This window comes from Labedella populi (genome assembly GCF_004078655.1).
In the GTDB taxonomy this organism is placed as follows: domain Bacteria; phylum Actinomycetota; class Actinomycetes; order Actinomycetales; family Microbacteriaceae; genus Labedella; species Labedella populi.
This window is the reverse complement of the sequence record NZ_RZNC01000001.1, coordinates 143,577-158,964: the sequence shown is the minus strand read 5'-3', so window position 1 is coordinate 158,964 and position 15,388 is coordinate 143,577. Positions and strand designations below refer to the sequence as shown.

Genomic DNA, 15,388 nt, shown 5'->3' with positions numbered 1-15,388 from the left:
CCCGCGGCCCGGTCAGGCGGCGACGCGGGCGTGGGCGTTGGCGAGGAGCTCGACCGAGCGGACGCGGCCATCGGTGCGGAGTGACCCGTGCGCGACGATGACCTCGTCCGCGTCGGCCGTCCGAGCGAAGTCGTCGATGTAGCGGGAGACGTCCTCGCCGGTGCCGACGCCGGTGTACGTCGCCATGCTCGCCACCTGCGTTCCCGCGGGAGCGGTGAGCAGGTAGTCGAGCTCCTCGTCGCTGAACTCACGCTCGATCGGGATCCGGCCGCTCTGACGCAGCATCATGAGGAGACGCGCGCGCTTCATCTCGGCGAACTGCCGCTGCGCGTCGTCGGCATCGTCGGCCGCGATGGCGTTCACACCCGCGATGACGTAGGGCTGCTCGAGCTGCGCCGACGGCTGGAAGTCGCGCCGGTACACGGCGACCGCGTCGTGCAGCGCATCAGGGGCGAAGTGCGACGCGAACGCGTACGGCAGTCCGAGCGCCGCGGCGAGCCGTGCGCCGAAGAGCGAGGAACCGAGGATGTAGAGGGGGACGTTCGACCCGGCTCCGGGGGTCGCGCTGACGCCCGGGACGCGGGACTGGCCCGCGAGGTACCCCTGAAGCTCGACGACGTCCTGCGGGAAGTCCTCGGAGGCCGCGGGGTCGCGGCGGAGCGCAGCGAAGGTGGTGCGATCACCGCCCGGGGCGCGCCCGAGTCCCAGGTCGATGCGATCGGGGTGGAGGGACGCGAGTGTGCCGAACTGCTCGGCGATCGCGAGCGGCGAGTGGTTGGGGAGCATGACCCCGCCGGCTCCGAGCCGGATCGAGGAGGTCTGGCTCGCGATGTGGGCGATGAGCACGGCCGTCGCACTCGACGCGATCGTCGGCATGTTGTGGTGCTCCGCGTACCAGACCCGGCGGTAGCCGCTGCGCTCGGCCTGCTGTGCCAGGGCGACGGAAGCGGCGAAGCTGTCGCTCACCGTCTCTCCGGGGGCGATGGGAGCGAGGTCGAGGATCGAGAGGGGAACGGTCATGACAGAGGTAACGGCGGGTCGACCGTTCGTGTTCCCGTGACTGCCGATCCGAGCGCTATCCCGCACCGCCCGCTCACGCTAACGTCGATGCGAGTCCGTCGCGCTCACTCGGAGCCGACGCACACGAGCAAAGGTGACGTGATGAGCGACCGTGAGACCCTGACGACGAAGCGACCGGTGTCCGGTGCCCCGTACACGATCTCGGCGGCGGGCTACGTCGCTGAGATCGCGAGCGTCGGGGCGACGCTGCGCTCCCTCACCCTCCACGGCCGTGACCTCGTCGTCCCGTTCGACGCCGAGGAGGTTCGGCCGGCGTACCGCGGCGCGACGCTCGCGCCGTGGCCCAACCGCGTGACCGACGGCGAGTACTCGTTCGACGGCGAGGACTTCGTGCTCTCGCTGACGGAACCGGAGCGCGGACACGCGTTGCACGGCCTCGCGAGCTGGCTTGACTTCGACGTCGTCTCCTCGGACGTGTCCAGCGTCACGCTCACCGCGACCATCGAGGCGCAGTCCGGTTATCCGTTCCGGATCCGCGTCGACGTGACCTTCGCCGTCGACGAGACGGGCCTCAGCACGCACGTGACCGCCACCAACGTCGGTCCGCGGCGCGCGCCCGTCGGCGTCGGCCCGCACCCCTACCTCGTGGCGGGCCCCGGCCTCGTGGACGAGTGGGACCTCGAGCTGCCCGCCGATCGGGTGCTCACCGTGCACGGTGAGCGGATGATTCCGGGGCCGGTCGTCGGCGTCTCCGAGGAGTCGTTCGACTTCCGGTCGCGCCGCACGATCGAGGAGACGGAGATCGACCACGCTTTCACGGGGCTCTCCCGCGTCGACGGTGAGGTCACGGTCACGGTCACGGTCGCGGACGGCTCCGGCGTCGGCATCAGCTGGGGCGAGGAATGCCCGTGGGTGCAAGTGCACACCGCCGACAAGCCCGGCCTCCCCGTCCACCGCATCGGTCTCGCGGTCGAGCCGATGACGTGCCCGCCGGATGCGTTCAACTCGGGCGTCGACCTCGACGTCCTCGAACCGGGCGCCTCCCTCTCCGCGTCCTGGGCGATCTTCGGGATCCCCGCGAGTTGAGGTCGCGCGGATGACGCGCGATTGCGTACGCAGCGGACAACCGCTGGTGTAATCGCACCCGCAGATGTCCGTTGCGTACGCAGTGTCAGTCGGGGCGGGGGGTATCCGGGCGCCGGGTGAGCCGGACGAAGTGGTGGCGGGGCGGCGCGGTGGGTAGCGTCGGAGCATGACCGCATCGTCCGCCGCCCCCGTCCGCGTCGCCGCCTACGACTGCGGCACCAACTCCCTCCGACTGCTCATCGCGGACGTCGCCGACGGCCGGCTCACCGACGTGGTGCGCGAGCTCGACGTCGTGCGGCTCGGGCAGGGTGTCGACGAGACGGGCCGGTTCGCCGACGACGCGCTCGAGCGGACCTTCGCCTCAGCGGAGCGCTTCGCCGCCCTGGCCTGCGAGCACGGCGCCGAGCGCGTGCGGTTCGCCGCGACCTCCGCCACACGTGACGCATCCAACCGCGAGGAGTTCATCAGCCGCATCACCGAGATCGTGGGAGTCGCGCCCGAGGTGATCTCGGGCGACGAGGAGGCGGCGCTGTCCTTCCGCGGCGCGGTGAGCACGGCTCCGACGCGGGACGGCCTCACCCTCGTCGTCGACCTCGGCGGAGGTTCGACGGAACTCGTCCTCGGAGCCGACGAGCCGGTCGCGGCCTTCTCGATGGACATCGGGTCCGTCCGCATGACGGAGCGGCATGTCCGCACGGATCCCCCGACGTTCGACGAGATCGAGGCCGTCCGGACCGACGTCCGTTCGGCCCTCGATGAGGCGCTCGGCACCGTCGACGTGTCGCAGGCCGCGACCGTCGTGGGGGTCGCGGGCACCATCACGACGGTGACCGCTCACGCCCTCGGCCTCGAGCGCTACGACTCGGCGGCGATCGACGGCGCCGAGCTCTCGCTCGAGTCCGTGCTCACGGCGTGCGACGAGCTCTCGATCATGCCCCGCGAGGAGCGGGCGTCGCGAGCGTACATCCACCCGGGCCGCGTCGACGTCATCCCGGCGGGCGCGATGGTCTGGGCTGAGGTGCTCCGACGCGTGCGGACCGAGGGTGCACGGCTCGACGGTGGCATCTCGACGGTCGTCACAAGCGAGCACGACATCCTCGACGGCCTCGCCCTCTCGGTCGGCTGAACCGGGACACGGAGGACATTTCTCCCTGAGTCGTCACGAATCGTCGGTGTTCGAGCCGTCGGACCGCTGATTCGTGACAACGGGGGGGGCGTTGGCGGCTTGGCGGTGCCCCGTACGATGCGAAGGGTGACCGCCTACACGCCACCCCTCGACCAGCCCTACTACCGGGCGCCGTTCCTCCCTGCGATCGGCAGGATCTTCCGGAAGTACGCGACGTTCTCCGGCCGGGCCGGCCGGGCGGAATTCTGGTGGTGGTACCTCGTCGCCACGGCGTTCCCCGTGGTCGTGCGGCTCGCCTACGGCGCCGCGACGGGCGATTGGGAGTACCCGCCGTCGGCCCTGCCGTCGACGATCATCGGGCTCTTCTCGCTCGCGACCTTCATCCCGACGCTCGCGGTCACCTGGCGCCGACTGCACGACACGAACCGCACCGGCGCCTGGTGGCTCTTCGGCTTCATCCCGATCCTCGGGTGGATCGTGCTACTCGTCTTCACGCTGCAGGCACCCGTGCCCGAGGGACGTCGCTACGACGCCCCTCGCTACCTGAACGCGGGCTAGGCGGAGCTCGACGCGGAGTCGGAGAGCGTCGCCGCGTACTCTTTCTCCCACGGCGCGACGACCGGGAAGTAGCGCTCGAGGAACTCGGTGACGGCCTTCGTGCGCTTCTCGACCGAGATCTCGGGCTTGCTGCCGTCGTTGAGGCAGAACATGTCCTGATTGCGGCGCTTCAGGAGCTTCTTCATCTGCCGGAGTGCGCTCTTGAGCGTCGTCTCGACGTAGAGGACCTTCGCGTTCGTCTGCACGACGGCGTGCCCGCGCAGGAGACCGTAGTAGTGGTACAGCGAGTTCGTCACCGAGATGTCCGTGGCCGAGCGGAACTGGCTGTGCGAGGTGCGGTGGAAGTCCTCGGGGAACTCCGCTTCCAGCTCCTGCATCACGCTGCGGCGCAACGGTGCCGCGCAGTGCTCGAGGTGGCGCGTCGTCACCTTGCCGAACCGCTCGCGGAGCAGCCGGCGGTTGACGCGGGCCGCATTCTCGAAGCCGCTGCGCGCGGGATTCGAGTCCCCGAGTCCGATGCGGGTCTTGGCCTCGACGAACTTCGTGATCCCGCCGGGCGAGAAGAACAGGTTCGGCTGCACGGGGCGACCGAAGAACATGTCGTCGTTCGAGTAGAGGAAGTGCTCGGCGAGACCCGGGATCTTGTGGAGCTGGCTCTCGACGGCGTGCGAGTTGTGCGTCGGCAGGGCGTCGGCGTCCTCGAAGAAGGCCTCACTCGGCATGATCGTGACGCGCGGGTGCTCGTCGAGCCACTCGGGCTTCGGGGAATCGGTCGCGATGTAGATGTTCCGGATCCAGGGCGCGAACATGTAGACGCTGCGGAGCGCGTATTTGAGTTCGTCGATCTGGCGGAAGCGCGCCTCGGAGTCGTCGCCGTCGCCGACGACGTAGCTCTTCATGCGCTTCGCCCGCTGGCGCTGGAACTCGATCGACGAGCCGTCGACCCAGGAGAAGACGAGGTCGATGTCGAAGGTCACGTCACTCGCGAGGTCGGCGAACATGCTCTCGAGAGTCGGCCACGACCGCCCGTAGACGACGACCTCCTCCTCGACGGCCTCCGCACGCGGCAGGGTGCGGCGCATGAGGGCGTTTTCCGTCGGCGCCGTGATGACCTCGTCGCCGAACCGCCAGAGCTCGAGCTGGAAGGCCGTCTCCGGGCCGTAGCGCAAGCGACCGATCGGCTCGATGCGGGGCCGGTAGAGGCGGAAGATCGCGTGGGAGGACCCCGCGAGGGAACCGTCGGCTACGAGCACCGGGCGGCCGTCCGGCTCGAGCGCGTCGTCGGGGTCGCCGGCCGGCACGAACGGTGCGGAGTAGAAGGGCTCCTCGGCGAACGACTCCGCGAGGGCGCGCTCGAGAGCCTTGCGTCGCTTCACGTCGACGGCGATGACCGGTCGGTCGTTGTCGCCGCGGACGAGGAGGAAGTCGATCTCGGCACGGTCGAGGACGTCGCGCACGGCGATGAGGTCCTCGACCATCGACTCGTGCGGCGTGAGGTGCCCCGCGACGAGCGCGTACTCGCCCTTCCGTCGCACGATGCCGTCGCGCTCGAAACGCGGTCGGCGACTCCCCGTGGACACGAGGACGAGTTCGGGGGTCTCGGCGATCTGCAGTCCCGGGGCGTCGTCGCCCTGGCTGGCATGGAAGCTCGTCGCCGTGGTGCCGTTCTCGTCCGTCGTGTCTCTCGTCATATGTGTACCTTCGGTCGGGTCTCGCGCTGGTGTCCGGACGCCGCGTTCCGCCCTGAGGCACCGGCCGGTCGGCAGCGGTGCGACGGCTCCGGCGTCCCGGGCGAGTGCGCCGCCGCGGGGACGTGGAACGACATCCATTGTCAGTATGCGCCCAAGAGGCGGTTTCGACGTAGTCAGTCGGTTTCGGGCGCCATCCAGAGCACTTCCCAGAGGTGCCCGTCGAGGTCGTGGAAGCTCCGGGCGTACATGAAACCGTGGTCCTCCGCGAGGCGGGCGGACGAGCCACCCGCCGCGAGCGCGCGCTCCGTCACCCTGTCGACCTCCTCGCGTGAGGGCACGGTGACGGCGAGGATGGTCTCGATGGTCGTGCTCGCGTCGGCGAGGACCTTGTCCGAATAGCCGCCGAAGCGCTCGCGCGAGTGCAGCATCGTGTAGACGGTGTCGCTGATCACGAGACACACGGACTGCTCGTCGGTGAACTGCTCGTTGACGCTCCAGCCGATGGCCTCGAAGAACGACCGGGACCGCGCGACGTCACCGACGGCCATGTTGACGAAGATGTTCGGTGCCATGGCGGTTCTCCCGGTCGGTATGCGGCGGCGGGTCCACCCCAACCTCCCGTGCCCGTGATGTTGTGTCAAGAGCGGAACCGATCGCGGGGCGTGATCACCAGAACGGGGGACGGTGATCCTCCCGTACTGGGGGCAGCCCGGGACTGCCGGGTTGCCAAGGCCGTCCGTAGGCTCGGGGGAGCTTCACAGCGGGGATCCGGGAGGACGCATGGCGGAGACGAGCTTCGCGCGACACGGCGTCGCGCCCCGGGTGGTCAGCCCGGTCGCCCGGCCGCGCCGCGAGCCGACCCCCGTGGTCGGTGGTTCGGCCACGGGACGTGCCGATCTCGCCGCCCTCGTCCGGGTGGGAGGACGACGTGCCGGGCAGATGTGCACCGAACACGTATCGAGGTTCGAGCGGGACAAGAGGCGTCCGTCGCTCCTGCGGCGGGTGTTCGGCGCCGGCCCCCTGAGCGACGGCGAGAGGGAGGCGTTCGACGCGGCCCGTGGCGAGCGACTCGTCGGAGCCGAACTGGACAAGCTGTCGCCCTCCTGGATCGTGCTGCATTCGTTGCCTGCTCCCGGAGCAAGCGGCGATCTCGATCACGTGGTCGTGGGCCCGGCCGGTCTGTTCGCGATCACGACGCGTTACGTCGACGGCGAGCGGGTCTTCGTGGCGGACGACTATCTCCTCACGAGCGGACTCCGGACCCCTTTCGCCCGGGAGGCCATCGCCGCTGCCCGCCGGACCGCGCAGCTCGCGGGACGAACGCTTCCCCCGAGCGTCTCCGCGCGGCCGGTCCTCGCGATCGCCGGGGCACGAGCGGTGCGTGTCGGGGTGCGGGCGCGGGCCGTCGACGTCCGTGATGCGGCCGTCGTCCGGTCCTGGCTCGAGAGTCAGCCCGTGGTCCTCGATGCGTACACGGTGGAGCGCGTGGGTGCCCGGGTCGCCGCGGCGTTCGAGGAGTCGAGCCGGGTTGATCTCGCATCGGACAGCACGTCCGCGGCGGCGAGTGAGACCCGCTTCCGGCGACTGGAGCGCGAGATCGCGGCCGCCCGTCGGATCAGATCACTGTGGCGCGTCGTCGGCGCATGCGCGGTCACGGCCGGAGTGTGGGTGGCGTTCGCCCATCTGCCGTCCTGGCTTGCTCTGCACGTCGGCTGAGGTTCCGTGCGGGGACTCGGACGGCTGTCAGCCGCTCTCGACTATCGTCTGTAGGTGACCGCGCCACGGGGTGCGCTGAGTGAGGAGGATGCTGCGGATGACCGATTCGCCGGCCTCCGCGTCTCCCTACGAGGTACTCGGGGTGAGCCCGTCGGCCACGGCCCACGAGTTGCGTAAGGCGTACCGCCGCCGACTCCGCGAGACACACCCCGACACGGGCGGCGACGCCGTCGAGTTCACGGCCGTTCAGCGCGCGTGGGAGCGAGTGGGTGAGGCGGCGTCGCGTGCGGCCTACGACCGAGGCGAGAGCAGCGACACCGAGTCGACGGCCGAGGGTGCCGGGTGGTCCGCCCCGAGCCATCGGACGCGTGCCGACAACTCCCGCCCCCGCGCCCGCTCCTATGGGCATCCCGGTGGCGCAGCGCGCGAGGCCTACTTGCGTCTGATCCGGGAGTGGGCGGGCCGCGGGGCGGAACCCGAGGACCCGTACGACCCGGCTCTCGTCCGTCGCGCTCCCGCAGAGATCCGCCGGGCGCTCGCCGAGGCCCTTGCCGAGGAGGCGACGGCTCGTCAGGTCTCCGCTCTGGGGATGGCATTCACGGTGTGGCACGACGTGGCTGTTCCCGGCGAGCGGAAGATCGACCACGTCGTCCTCGGACCGACCGGGCTCTACGCCATCTGCTCGGAGGACTTCGGGGTACCCGTGCGCGTCACACGTGGGGAGGTCGTGCCCGTGGGAGGACCGTCGGTCGAACAACCGGTGCGCTCGCTGGTTCGCGCGTCGCGCGAGTTGGGGCGGTCGGCACGGGTCAAGGTGACGGGTGTCGTCGTCGTCGTTCCCGATGAGGCGTTCGAGGACGGAGCGGCCGAGCTCGATCGGATGCGCAAGCCCGCGGCGTTCGTGGTCACCCGTTCGCGCCTCCCCCACCTGCTGCGGACAGGTCCGTCGGGAGTCGACCCGATCGGGGGTAACGAGCTCTTCGATGTGCGGACCCGTCTGCAGGGCGCCGTTCGACACGTGGTCTGAACGCGACCCGCCTCATGACGCCGCGCCGCGCGCTCGCAGACGCGGGTCGGCGATGCGGCCCGCGAGGATCTCGCGCTGGTAAACCTCGATGACCGCGAGCGGCACGTCGAGATGGCGCGCGATGTCGAGGGCCGACAGTCCGCATCGTTCGGCCTCCGCGTAGGATGCCTCGTCGATGAGCATGACGGCGCTCTCGCGTTCCGCCCGGCGTTCCGCCGCCGGAGTCGACGCGCGATCCCGGTATCGGGCGTGGATGTATTCGTGGTGCAGAGTCTCTCGCTCGAGTGGGGCGCTCAATCCGGCGCGGATGACGATGCGGCGCTCGTCGTCCAGGTAGGCGCCGAGTCGCCCCGGCGGCAGATCAAGGCTGTACTCGACACGGACACCGAGTTCCGCGATGAGGTCGTGGATCGACGGGGCCCCCGCGGCGCTCGCGGCCCTCCATCCACCGTGCCGCACCGCTGTCGTGCCGCCTCGTCCCCCCATTGCTCCCCCGTCCGGTCGCCCGGACGCGCGTCCGGTTCAGTCGTGCTGCTCGGTCTCCTGCTGCGACTCGAATCCCGGACGATCAAGAGCGGCGAGTGGGAGGCCGTCGGCATCAGTGTCGTCCACACCCCTGACATCCGAGAGGCCGTGGCCGGCCGCCCTGACCGCGCGCTCGGCTCGAGTGAGCACTGCGGACGGCGTTGTACCGAGGGCCGTCGCGATTTCGGCGACGTCGTTCAGGTTGAGGGGGAGCTCGCCGCGCAGTCGCTTGTAGTAGTAGTTGCGCGAGATGCTGAGGTGCTCGAGCAGGGCGGCGTGGGTCATGCCGCGCTTGGTGCGCACCGTGTCGAGTTCGCGCACGACCTGGTACGCGAAAGCCGCAGCAACGCCGATCTCAGCTCTCCCCATCGCCCCAGAGTACCCGTGCGCGAGGCGCATCCACAGGTCGGACCCGGTGCGCATCACAGGGAGTATCCATATGGGTACTCTGAGGGGATGGGGCATCTGGAGCAGTCGTGGTCTGAAGCCGTCGCAGCGACGATTCGAGCCGAGTTGGCACGTCGGCGGATTCGAGCGGGAACCCTCGCGAGCGTGCTCGGCCTCGGGCGAACCGCCACGTACGACCGCGTCAACGGCGTTGTTCCGTTCGACACCTCCGAACTGCTCCTGGTCGCCGAACACTTGGGCATGAGCGTCGAGGATCTCGTGCGTGACGCCGGCGGTCGCGCGAGGTGAACCGGGCTACCGCCCACGGTCGCACCGTGCAACGGGGCGCGCACGCACGGCGGAGCCGTAGCTTCGGGATATGGAATCCCCCGACTCCCGCGGACTCGTTCTCGTCACCGGCGCGACCGGCTACATCGGCGGACGGCTCGCGCCGCGCCTCCTCGACGCCGGTTACCGCGTGCGCGTCCTGGTGCGGAACCCCGATCGCCTGCGCGACGTGCCGTGGGCGGGAGCCGTGGAGATCATCCAGGGCGACCTCCTCGACGCGGACACCCTCGATGCCGCGTTCACCGACGTCGAGGTCGCCTACTACCTCGTGCATTCCATGACCAGCTCGTACGGCGCGTCGTTCGAGGACTCCGAGCGCTCCTCCGCGGAGAATGTGGCGATCGCGGCGAAACGGGCCGGCGTGGGTCGCATCGTGTACCTCGGCGGCCTGCATCCCGAGGGTGTGGAGCTGTCCCGCCACTTGCGCTCACGTGCCGAGGTCGGCGACGTCCTGATGGCCTCCGGCGTGCCGACGGCGGTGCTGCAGGCCGGCGTCGTCATCGGCTCCGGATCCGCTGCCTTCGAGATGGTGCGACACCTCACGGAGGTGCTCCCGTACATGCCGGCACCGCGCTGGGTACGCAACGTCATTCAACCGATCGCCGTTCGCGATGTCCTCCACTACCTCATCGGTGCCGCCGCGCTTCCCGCGGGGGTGAACCGGACCTTCGACATCGGTGGGCCCGACGTCCTCCGGTACGGGCAGATGATGAACGGGTACGCCGTCGAGGCGGGGCTTCCCCAGCGTCCCATCGCGCCACTCCCCGTTCTGACGCCGCGGCTCGCGTCCCACTGGGTCAACCTCGTGACCCCCATACCGCGCAGCCTGGCGATGCCGCTCGTGGAGTCGCTCCAGTACGACTGCGTCGTCCGCGAGCACGGCATCGACGAGTACATCCCGGCACCCGACGGCGGCCTGGCGGGGTATCGGAGGGCCGTGCGCCTCGCGCTCGCGAAGATGAAGGACGGCGAAGTGGAGACGAGCTGGCAGGACGCGTCCGTCGCCGATGCCGCGAGCGATCCACTCCCGAGTGACCCGGACTGGGCGGGCCACACCGTCTTCACCGACGACCGCACCCGCGAGACGCCGGCCTCCCCGGAGCGGGTGTGGGCGGTCGTCGAGTCCATCGGGGGTGAGAACGGCTGGTACTCCTTCCCGCTCGCGTGGTCGGCGCGCGGGTGGATGGACAAGATCGTGGGCGGTGTCGGCCTCCGGCGTGGCCGGAGGCATCCGACCAGGCTCAACACCGGTGAGGCCCTCGACTGGTGGCGCGTCGAGAAGATCGAGCGCGGTCGCTTCCTGCGGCTACGCGCCGAGATGAAGGTGCCGGGTCTCGCGTGGCTCGAGATGACGGTCGACCAGACCGAGACGGGCAGCCGGTACCGACAGCGCGCCGTGTTCTTCCCCCATGGGCTCGCAGGTCGTCTCTACTGGATCGCGATCCTGCCGTTCCACGGCGTGATCTTCTCCGGGATGGCACGGCGGATCACGGCGCAAGCCGCGCGCGAGTCCGACTGAAGCGGTCGTCGGCGCGACGGCCCCGTCAACTCTTCACAGGACCTCGCCGCAGAGCAGACGGATGCCCCCCGAATGAGGTACAGATAGAACCCTACGGTTCGACGTTCCCCGTGCGTCCGGCGGGCCGTGTCGTCCGTATCGACGGCTCTTGCGCACGGACGAAGGAGGACGCATGATCGCGCTCATCGACGACGAGGCGACATGGCTCTGCGCCCTGAAGGCTGACCGCCTGTTGGGGCTCCTTCCCACGGCTCAGATCGCCCACCTCGGCGACACCTTCCCCTGGGCCGTGACCGACGTCGACGTGGGCGTCGCCCGCACCCACCTCATCGGAGCACGACTGCGCGCCATCGAACTGGGCAGACGTCTTGCCGACCTCGACGACGACGACACTCTGTGGGCTGGCCTGCGGCGACTCTGAGACGAGCGGTGCCCGCGTGCTGCATTGCCTCGATCCGTGCTCCGCGGGTACTCCCCCGAGGACTTCCATTACCACATCCCTCGATCAGGGGCCTTGTCCCGAACGGGGGGTACACGCGGTGTTCTCTATACCGTTGGATGGGTTTCACCCGAAGTAGAAAGTACGGAGTTGATTACCCGAATCGATGACGTCTCCTGGTCGGAGTGCTCCTGAACGAGCGTTGAGGCATGCCTTTTACCCGAATGGCATCGCACTATGGCGCCCGCTGCACGGGGTGCTCTCCGTCCGAGATCCACTGCGGAGGATCGAACCCGAAACTCGTTCCCACCGCTAGCAGTTGCCCTTCCTGAACCCCCCCGTCAGGCCCCCCGGCCTGTCATCTTCCCGATCACTGAGGGGTTCGACGGCGCCAGCCCCGCCGTCCCGAACGTGCTCCGATTTTTCTGGCGTACCCGCGTCATGATCCGCGTCGAGCGCGCTCTTCTGTAGTGAACCCGAAAGAAAGCCCTAGCTCATGATCACCCGATTCGACGAAGACACCATCTGGGAAACGATCCAGAAGGCAGACCGCTTGCTCAACCGACTTCCTGCGGAGCAGATCGCCCACTTGGGCGACGGCTTCCCCTGGGCCGTCACCGAAGACGACGTGGCCATCGCCCGCCGCAGCCTCAAGGGTGCGCGTGCAGGAGCCATCATGCTCGGCTTCGAGATCGCCCAGCTCACAGCCCGGGAGGAGATCGCGCGCGGCGCGTGACCCTTCCTGAGCGCCGGCCCGCTGGGGGGTCGGCCGGCGCTCGACTCTCCAGCGGGTGCGTCCGCTGGAGACGTCGCCGACGAGCGTCCGACCGTGCAGTCCACGCTCGCGGCCGATGACCGCCACGCGTCGCATTCCCGGCGCCGCGTGGCGGTCATCCCGTTCGTCCCGCGGCGACCCTTTGATGGTCGCAGCGTCGTGTGACACGCTGGCTGCATGGCGGCGTCGAACGAGAACATGCACGGTGAACCGACGGACGCGTCCTCCCCAGCGGAACCGGACGGCGTGGAGACGTCAGTGGAGACGTCAGTGGGGGCGGAGAGTCCTCGTCGTCCCATCGCCGATATCGGAACGCCCGCCTACGACGGCGTCGACGTGTACTCGGGCGACGACGCCTTCGAGGCTCCGCATCCGTACGATGGCGCGAGCACCTACGAGGCGGCCCCCGCGCTCGGCGTCGCCGACGCGTACGAGGGACCGACCGGCGTCGACGCCATCGGGGCCTATGAACCGGAAGGCGCCTACACGCCGGCCGTGACGCCGGTGGCCGCCGAGGCGATCGTTCCGGATGGTGTCACGGCGCCCACCGACGGTTCGGCGTCGGCGCGAGTGGACCCCATCGGCGTCTATGTCCCCGAGGATGTCCCCGCCGCGGCTCTCCCGCACGACGAGATCGCGGAGTCGGAGTCCGCCACCGCCGATGTCTCCGTCGACTCCGCCGCCCCCCTGCCCGGCGTGGCGATCGAGCGCGAGACCGGTGAGACGCTCACCCCTCGGGAGGCCGACGGGGGCCCGAGCGCGGTGCGATTCGACGACTGAGGCCGCCCGTCTCGGGGCGGTGTCCGAGGTCGCTCCTACACTGGTCGCCATGGTGAGTTTCGCGGACAAGCCGATCCTCGACCTCACGATCGAGGAGTGGGAGCAGTATCTGGGAGGCTCGCCGGCCGACGGCGGCGTTCGGCTCAAACTTCGCAAGAAGAGCTCGAGCGCGCCGGGGATCACCTGGTCCGAGGCCCTCGACGTGGCGCTCTGCTACGGCTGGATCGACGGTCAGACCGCACGGCTCGACGACGACTACACGCTCCAGGCGTTCACTCCCCGGCGGAGGAACAGTCCCTGGTCGCAGATCAACAGGGAACACGTCGCTCGCCTCATCGCGGAGGGGCGGATGCGCGACGCGGGCCTCGCCGAGGTCGAGCGGGCGAAGGCCGATGGACGCTGGGACGCTGCCTACCGGCAGAAGGACGCCGTCGCGTCACCGGAGCTGCAGGCGGCACTCGACGCGAACCCCGAGGCGGCGGCGTTCATCGCCGGGCTGACCGCTGTCGAGCGGTTCCGCATCTACTTCCGTCTCGCGTCCATCAAGACGCCTGCCGTCCGAGCGGCGCGTATCGCCGATGTCGTCGAGAAGGCCGCTCGAGGAGAACTGCACTACCGCTGAGGCCGGTCGAGAGATCCGGCGGTCGGCGGCAAGACTGTCCGCCGATCGATTCACGAAAGCGCCGCGGAACGGAAAGTGAACCCGCCGCCGAGCAGCGTGGCTGCGACAGGCATGCGACGGAATACGTTGTCCGGTGCGGTCAGGGGATCGGCGTCGACGAGCACGAGGTCCGCGACGTCTCCGACCTCGACGCGGCTCCGTCCGCGCGTGGACGCGGTGAGGGCTTCGAGTCGTGAGATCGCTTGTTCCGGGTGCCACGGCTCGCGCCCGTCGTCTCGCGCACGAGAGGTCGCCGCAGACATCGTGACCCATGGGTCGAGGGGCGCGACCGGGGCATCGGAGCCGAACGCGAGACGGGCACCCGCGTCGAGCAAGGAGCGGAGCGGGAAGGCCCGATCGGTCGAGCCGGGCCAGTTGGCTTCAGCAGTGTCCCGGTCGTCGAGGGCGTGTTCGGGTTGCACGCTCGCCGTGACCCCGAGGGCGGCGAAGCGAGCCAGTTCCTCGGGTCGGAGGAATTGAGCGTGTTCGATCCGGCCGGTGATGCCCACCTGTTCGAAGGCGTCGAGTGCGACCCGGTTCGCCGCATCACCGATCGCGTGCACGGCCGGCGTGAATCCCGCAGCCTTCGCACGCGTCAGCAGCTCGACGAGTTCCGATTCGGGAACGGTGAGAACCCCGCGGCCCCCGTGGGGGTAGGGGTCGACGCAGTAGGCGGTCCGAGTGTTGAGCGACCCGTCGATGATGACTTTGAGCGGCCCGACGCTGAGCAGGTCGGCGGACGCCTCGGAGAGCGGCGCTCCCGTATACATGTGCTCCGTGATCGCGGCATCGAGGTCCTCGCCGTACACGCCCACCTCGACGCGGAGCGATCGGAACCCGGTGGAGAACCGACGGAGCCAGTCCTCCCGGTTCCACCTCATCTCGAAGTCGACGATCCCGACGACGCCGCGCGCGGCCGCGAGGTCCGCTGCGTCGAGCATCCAGGCGGAGACGAGCGTGTCCGGGAGGGCCGCGAGGGCCTGGGTGAGGTCGAACGCCTGCTCCTCGCGCAGCAGACCGTCGGCACCCACCGCCACGTCGAAGTGGGACGCGGCGGCGGAGTTGAGCCACACGCAGTGCAGATCATGGCTCACGAGGACGACGGGGCGTCCGCCGCCGGCGGAGTCGAGGGCTTCGAGCGAGGGCTCGTCCGCCCAGACGGCGTCACGGAAGCCGACACCGACGAGAGTGTCGTCCGGTCCGGCCGTGTCCGTGACGAAGCCTCGTACGATCTCCGTCACCTCGCGGGCCGACCCGGCGCGGGAGACGTCGACCCTTTTCGACGCGAGCGCCCAGGTCGTGGCGTGGACGTGCTCGTCCCAGAGACCAGGGATGAGGTAGCGGCCTTGGGCGGCAACCTCCTCGACATCGACGTCGAGGGAGAGCACCGAACCGGCGGGCTGGATGCTGTGGACACGGCCGTCGCGCACGTGGACGTCGACGGCATCCGATTCGCCGGGCAGGCGGACGGAGCGCAAGACGAGGGGGGTCATCGAGCATCACTTTATCCGCGATTCGTGACCGTCCACGAAGCCGTCCCGGCGGCTGGCGAACAGGGGCTCCTCCGGCGGGCCGTTGTCGGCGCCGGGCGTGGTGTCACGTCCCCCGTTCGGGGCTGACCTGAACGGGGAGGCGCGGAGATCGAGTGGTCGCCGTAGCGTGGAGGGGTCATCCTTTCACCCGAGAGAGGTAACACCCATGGACTCACCCGCGTCCGCTCCGCTCTCCGT

At 69.7% G+C, this 15,388-nt stretch carries 17 protein-coding genes; 11 read left to right on the top strand and 6 right to left on the bottom strand.

Translation table 11 applies throughout. The features are described from left to right. Positions 1-12: 12 nt before the first annotated feature. A complete protein-coding gene (locus ELQ92_RS00830; RefSeq protein ID WP_128497060.1) occupies positions 13-1,020 on the bottom strand; it encodes an LLM class flavin-dependent oxidoreductase in 1,008 nt (335 codons plus the stop codon). Between the two features lie 141 nt (positions 1,021-1,161). Between ELQ92_RS00830 and ELQ92_RS00825 the strand changes: the two genes are divergently transcribed. The 3 genes from ELQ92_RS00825 to ELQ92_RS00815 all read left to right on the top strand — a co-directional run bounded on the left by ELQ92_RS00825 (position 1,162) and on the right by ELQ92_RS00815 (position 3,790). Further along, complete coding sequence (locus tag ELQ92_RS00825) at positions 1,162-2,106, top strand: aldose 1-epimerase family protein (RefSeq protein WP_128497058.1); 945 nt, start codon at positions 1,162-1,164, stop codon at positions 2,104-2,106. Between the two features lie 166 nt (positions 2,107-2,272). Beyond that, positions 2,273-3,232 carry a Ppx/GppA phosphatase family protein gene (locus ELQ92_RS00820; RefSeq protein ID WP_128497056.1) on the top strand — a complete coding sequence of 320 codons (960 nt, stop codon included), beginning with the start codon at positions 2,273-2,275 and terminating at the stop codon, positions 3,230-3,232. Positions 3,233-3,358: 126 nt separating this feature from the next. Continuing rightward, positions 3,359-3,790, top strand: a complete 432-nt coding sequence (locus tag ELQ92_RS00815; protein WP_424979475.1) for a DUF805 domain-containing protein — start codon at positions 3,359-3,361, stop codon at positions 3,788-3,790. Here the strand turns inward: ELQ92_RS00815 and ELQ92_RS00810 are convergent. Both ELQ92_RS00810 and ELQ92_RS00805 read right to left on the bottom strand, forming a co-directional pair. Then, positions 3,787-5,481 carry a stealth family protein gene (locus ELQ92_RS00810; RefSeq protein WP_128497052.1) on the bottom strand — a complete coding sequence of 565 codons (1,695 nt, stop codon included), beginning with the start codon at positions 5,479-5,481 and terminating at the stop codon, positions 3,787-3,789. The genes ELQ92_RS00815 and ELQ92_RS00810 overlap by 4 nt on opposite strands. A gap of 173 nt (positions 5,482-5,654) precedes the next feature. Further along, the gene (locus ELQ92_RS00805) at positions 5,655-6,053 is read right to left on the bottom strand and encodes a VOC family protein (protein WP_128497050.1); all 399 of its coding nucleotides are present in this window, start codon (positions 6,051-6,053) and stop codon (positions 5,655-5,657) included. 208 nt (positions 6,054-6,261) lie between these two features. On the opposite strand from ELQ92_RS00805, the gene ELQ92_RS00800 reads away from it, so the two are divergent. Next, positions 6,262-7,197: a nuclease-related domain-containing protein gene (locus tag ELQ92_RS00800; RefSeq protein ID WP_128497048.1), complete on the top strand. Its 936-nt coding sequence runs from the start codon at positions 6,262-6,264 to the stop codon at positions 7,195-7,197. Between the two features lie 97 nt (positions 7,198-7,294). Then, a complete protein-coding gene (locus ELQ92_RS00795; RefSeq protein WP_128497046.1) occupies positions 7,295-8,224 on the top strand; it encodes a J domain-containing protein in 930 nt (309 codons plus the stop codon). Positions 8,225-8,236: 12 nt separating this feature from the next. On the opposite strand, the gene ELQ92_RS00790 is transcribed toward ELQ92_RS00795, so the two are convergent. Together ELQ92_RS00790 and ELQ92_RS00785 are read right to left on the bottom strand one after the other, a co-directional pair. Further along, entirely contained in the window at positions 8,237-8,710 is a 474-nt protein-coding gene (locus ELQ92_RS00790; protein ID WP_128497044.1) for a hypothetical protein, read from the bottom strand. Between the two features lie 36 nt (positions 8,711-8,746). Beyond that, positions 8,747-9,118, bottom strand: coding sequence for a helix-turn-helix domain-containing protein (locus tag ELQ92_RS00785; RefSeq protein WP_166426661.1), 372 nt, complete (start codon positions 9,116-9,118; stop codon positions 8,747-8,749). 87 nt (positions 9,119-9,205) lie between these two features. Here ELQ92_RS00785 and ELQ92_RS00780 point away from each other — a divergent pair, with 87 nt between their 5' ends. The 6 genes from ELQ92_RS00780 (at position 9,206) to ELQ92_RS00755 (ending at position 13,619) form a co-directional block, all read left to right on the top strand. Further along, the gene (locus tag ELQ92_RS00780) at positions 9,206-9,445 is read left to right on the top strand and encodes a helix-turn-helix domain-containing protein (RefSeq protein WP_128497040.1); all 240 of its coding nucleotides are present in this window, start codon (positions 9,206-9,208) and stop codon (positions 9,443-9,445) included. Between the two features lie 70 nt (positions 9,446-9,515). Further along, positions 9,516-11,003 carry an SDR family oxidoreductase gene (locus ELQ92_RS00775; protein WP_128497038.1) on the top strand — a complete coding sequence of 496 codons (1,488 nt, stop codon included), beginning with the start codon at positions 9,516-9,518 and terminating at the stop codon, positions 11,001-11,003. A gap of 172 nt (positions 11,004-11,175) precedes the next feature. Further along, the gene (locus tag ELQ92_RS00770) at positions 11,176-11,424 is read left to right on the top strand and encodes a hypothetical protein (protein ID WP_128497036.1); all 249 of its coding nucleotides are present in this window, start codon (positions 11,176-11,178) and stop codon (positions 11,422-11,424) included. Between the two features lie 514 nt (positions 11,425-11,938). Beyond that, positions 11,939-12,178 carry a hypothetical protein gene (locus ELQ92_RS00765; protein ID WP_128497034.1) on the top strand — a complete coding sequence of 80 codons (240 nt, stop codon included), beginning with the start codon at positions 11,939-11,941 and terminating at the stop codon, positions 12,176-12,178. Between the two features lie 216 nt (positions 12,179-12,394). Beyond that, the gene (locus ELQ92_RS00760) at positions 12,395-12,997 is read left to right on the top strand and encodes a hypothetical protein (RefSeq protein ID WP_128497032.1); all 603 of its coding nucleotides are present in this window, start codon (positions 12,395-12,397) and stop codon (positions 12,995-12,997) included. A 49-nt stretch (positions 12,998-13,046) separates the two neighbouring features. Next, positions 13,047-13,619 carry a YdeI/OmpD-associated family protein gene (locus tag ELQ92_RS00755; protein WP_128497030.1) on the top strand — a complete coding sequence of 191 codons (573 nt, stop codon included), beginning with the start codon at positions 13,047-13,049 and terminating at the stop codon, positions 13,617-13,619. A 50-nt stretch (positions 13,620-13,669) separates the two neighbouring features. Here the strand turns inward: ELQ92_RS00755 and ELQ92_RS00750 are convergent, their stop codons facing one another. Then, positions 13,670-15,151, bottom strand: a complete 1,482-nt coding sequence (locus ELQ92_RS00750; protein WP_128497028.1) for an amidohydrolase — start codon at positions 15,149-15,151, stop codon at positions 13,670-13,672. Between the last annotated feature and the right edge of the window lie 237 nt (positions 15,152-15,388).

Coding starts and splice junctions, on each gene's coding strand:
- ELQ92_RS00830 (WP_128497060.1), bottom strand. CDS start 1,020: ATGACCGTTCCCCTCTCGATCCTCGACCTCGCTCCCATCGCCCCCGGA.
- ELQ92_RS00825 (WP_128497058.1), top strand. CDS start 1,162: ATGAGCGACCGTGAGACCCTGACGACGAAGCGACCGGTGTCCGGTGCC.
- ELQ92_RS00820 (WP_128497056.1), top strand. CDS start 2,273: ATGACCGCATCGTCCGCCGCCCCCGTCCGCGTCGCCGCCTACGACTGC.
- ELQ92_RS00810 (WP_128497052.1), bottom strand. CDS start 5,481: ATGACGAGAGACACGACGGACGAGAACGGCACCACGGCGACGAGCTTC.
- ELQ92_RS00805 (WP_128497050.1), bottom strand. CDS start 6,053: ATGGCACCGAACATCTTCGTCAACATGGCCGTCGGTGACGTCGCGCGG.
- ELQ92_RS00800 (WP_128497048.1), top strand. CDS start 6,262: ATGGCGGAGACGAGCTTCGCGCGACACGGCGTCGCGCCCCGGGTGGTC.
- ELQ92_RS00795 (WP_128497046.1), top strand. CDS start 7,295: ATGACCGATTCGCCGGCCTCCGCGTCTCCCTACGAGGTACTCGGGGTG.
- ELQ92_RS00790 (WP_128497044.1), bottom strand. CDS start 8,710: ATGGGGGGACGAGGCGGCACGACAGCGGTGCGGCACGGTGGATGGAGG.
- ELQ92_RS00785 (WP_166426661.1), bottom strand. CDS start 9,118: ATGGGGAGAGCTGAGATCGGCGTTGCTGCGGCTTTCGCGTACCAGGTC.
- ELQ92_RS00780 (WP_128497040.1), top strand. CDS start 9,206: ATGGGGCATCTGGAGCAGTCGTGGTCTGAAGCCGTCGCAGCGACGATT.
- ELQ92_RS00775 (WP_128497038.1), top strand. CDS start 9,516: ATGGAATCCCCCGACTCCCGCGGACTCGTTCTCGTCACCGGCGCGACC.
- ELQ92_RS00770 (WP_128497036.1), top strand. CDS start 11,176: ATGATCGCGCTCATCGACGACGAGGCGACATGGCTCTGCGCCCTGAAG.
- ELQ92_RS00765 (WP_128497034.1), top strand. CDS start 11,939: ATGATCACCCGATTCGACGAAGACACCATCTGGGAAACGATCCAGAAG.
- ELQ92_RS00760 (WP_128497032.1), top strand. CDS start 12,395: ATGGCGGCGTCGAACGAGAACATGCACGGTGAACCGACGGACGCGTCC.
- ELQ92_RS00755 (WP_128497030.1), top strand. CDS start 13,047: ATGGTGAGTTTCGCGGACAAGCCGATCCTCGACCTCACGATCGAGGAG.
- ELQ92_RS00750 (WP_128497028.1), bottom strand. CDS start 15,151: ATGACCCCCCTCGTCTTGCGCTCCGTCCGCCTGCCCGGCGAATCGGAT.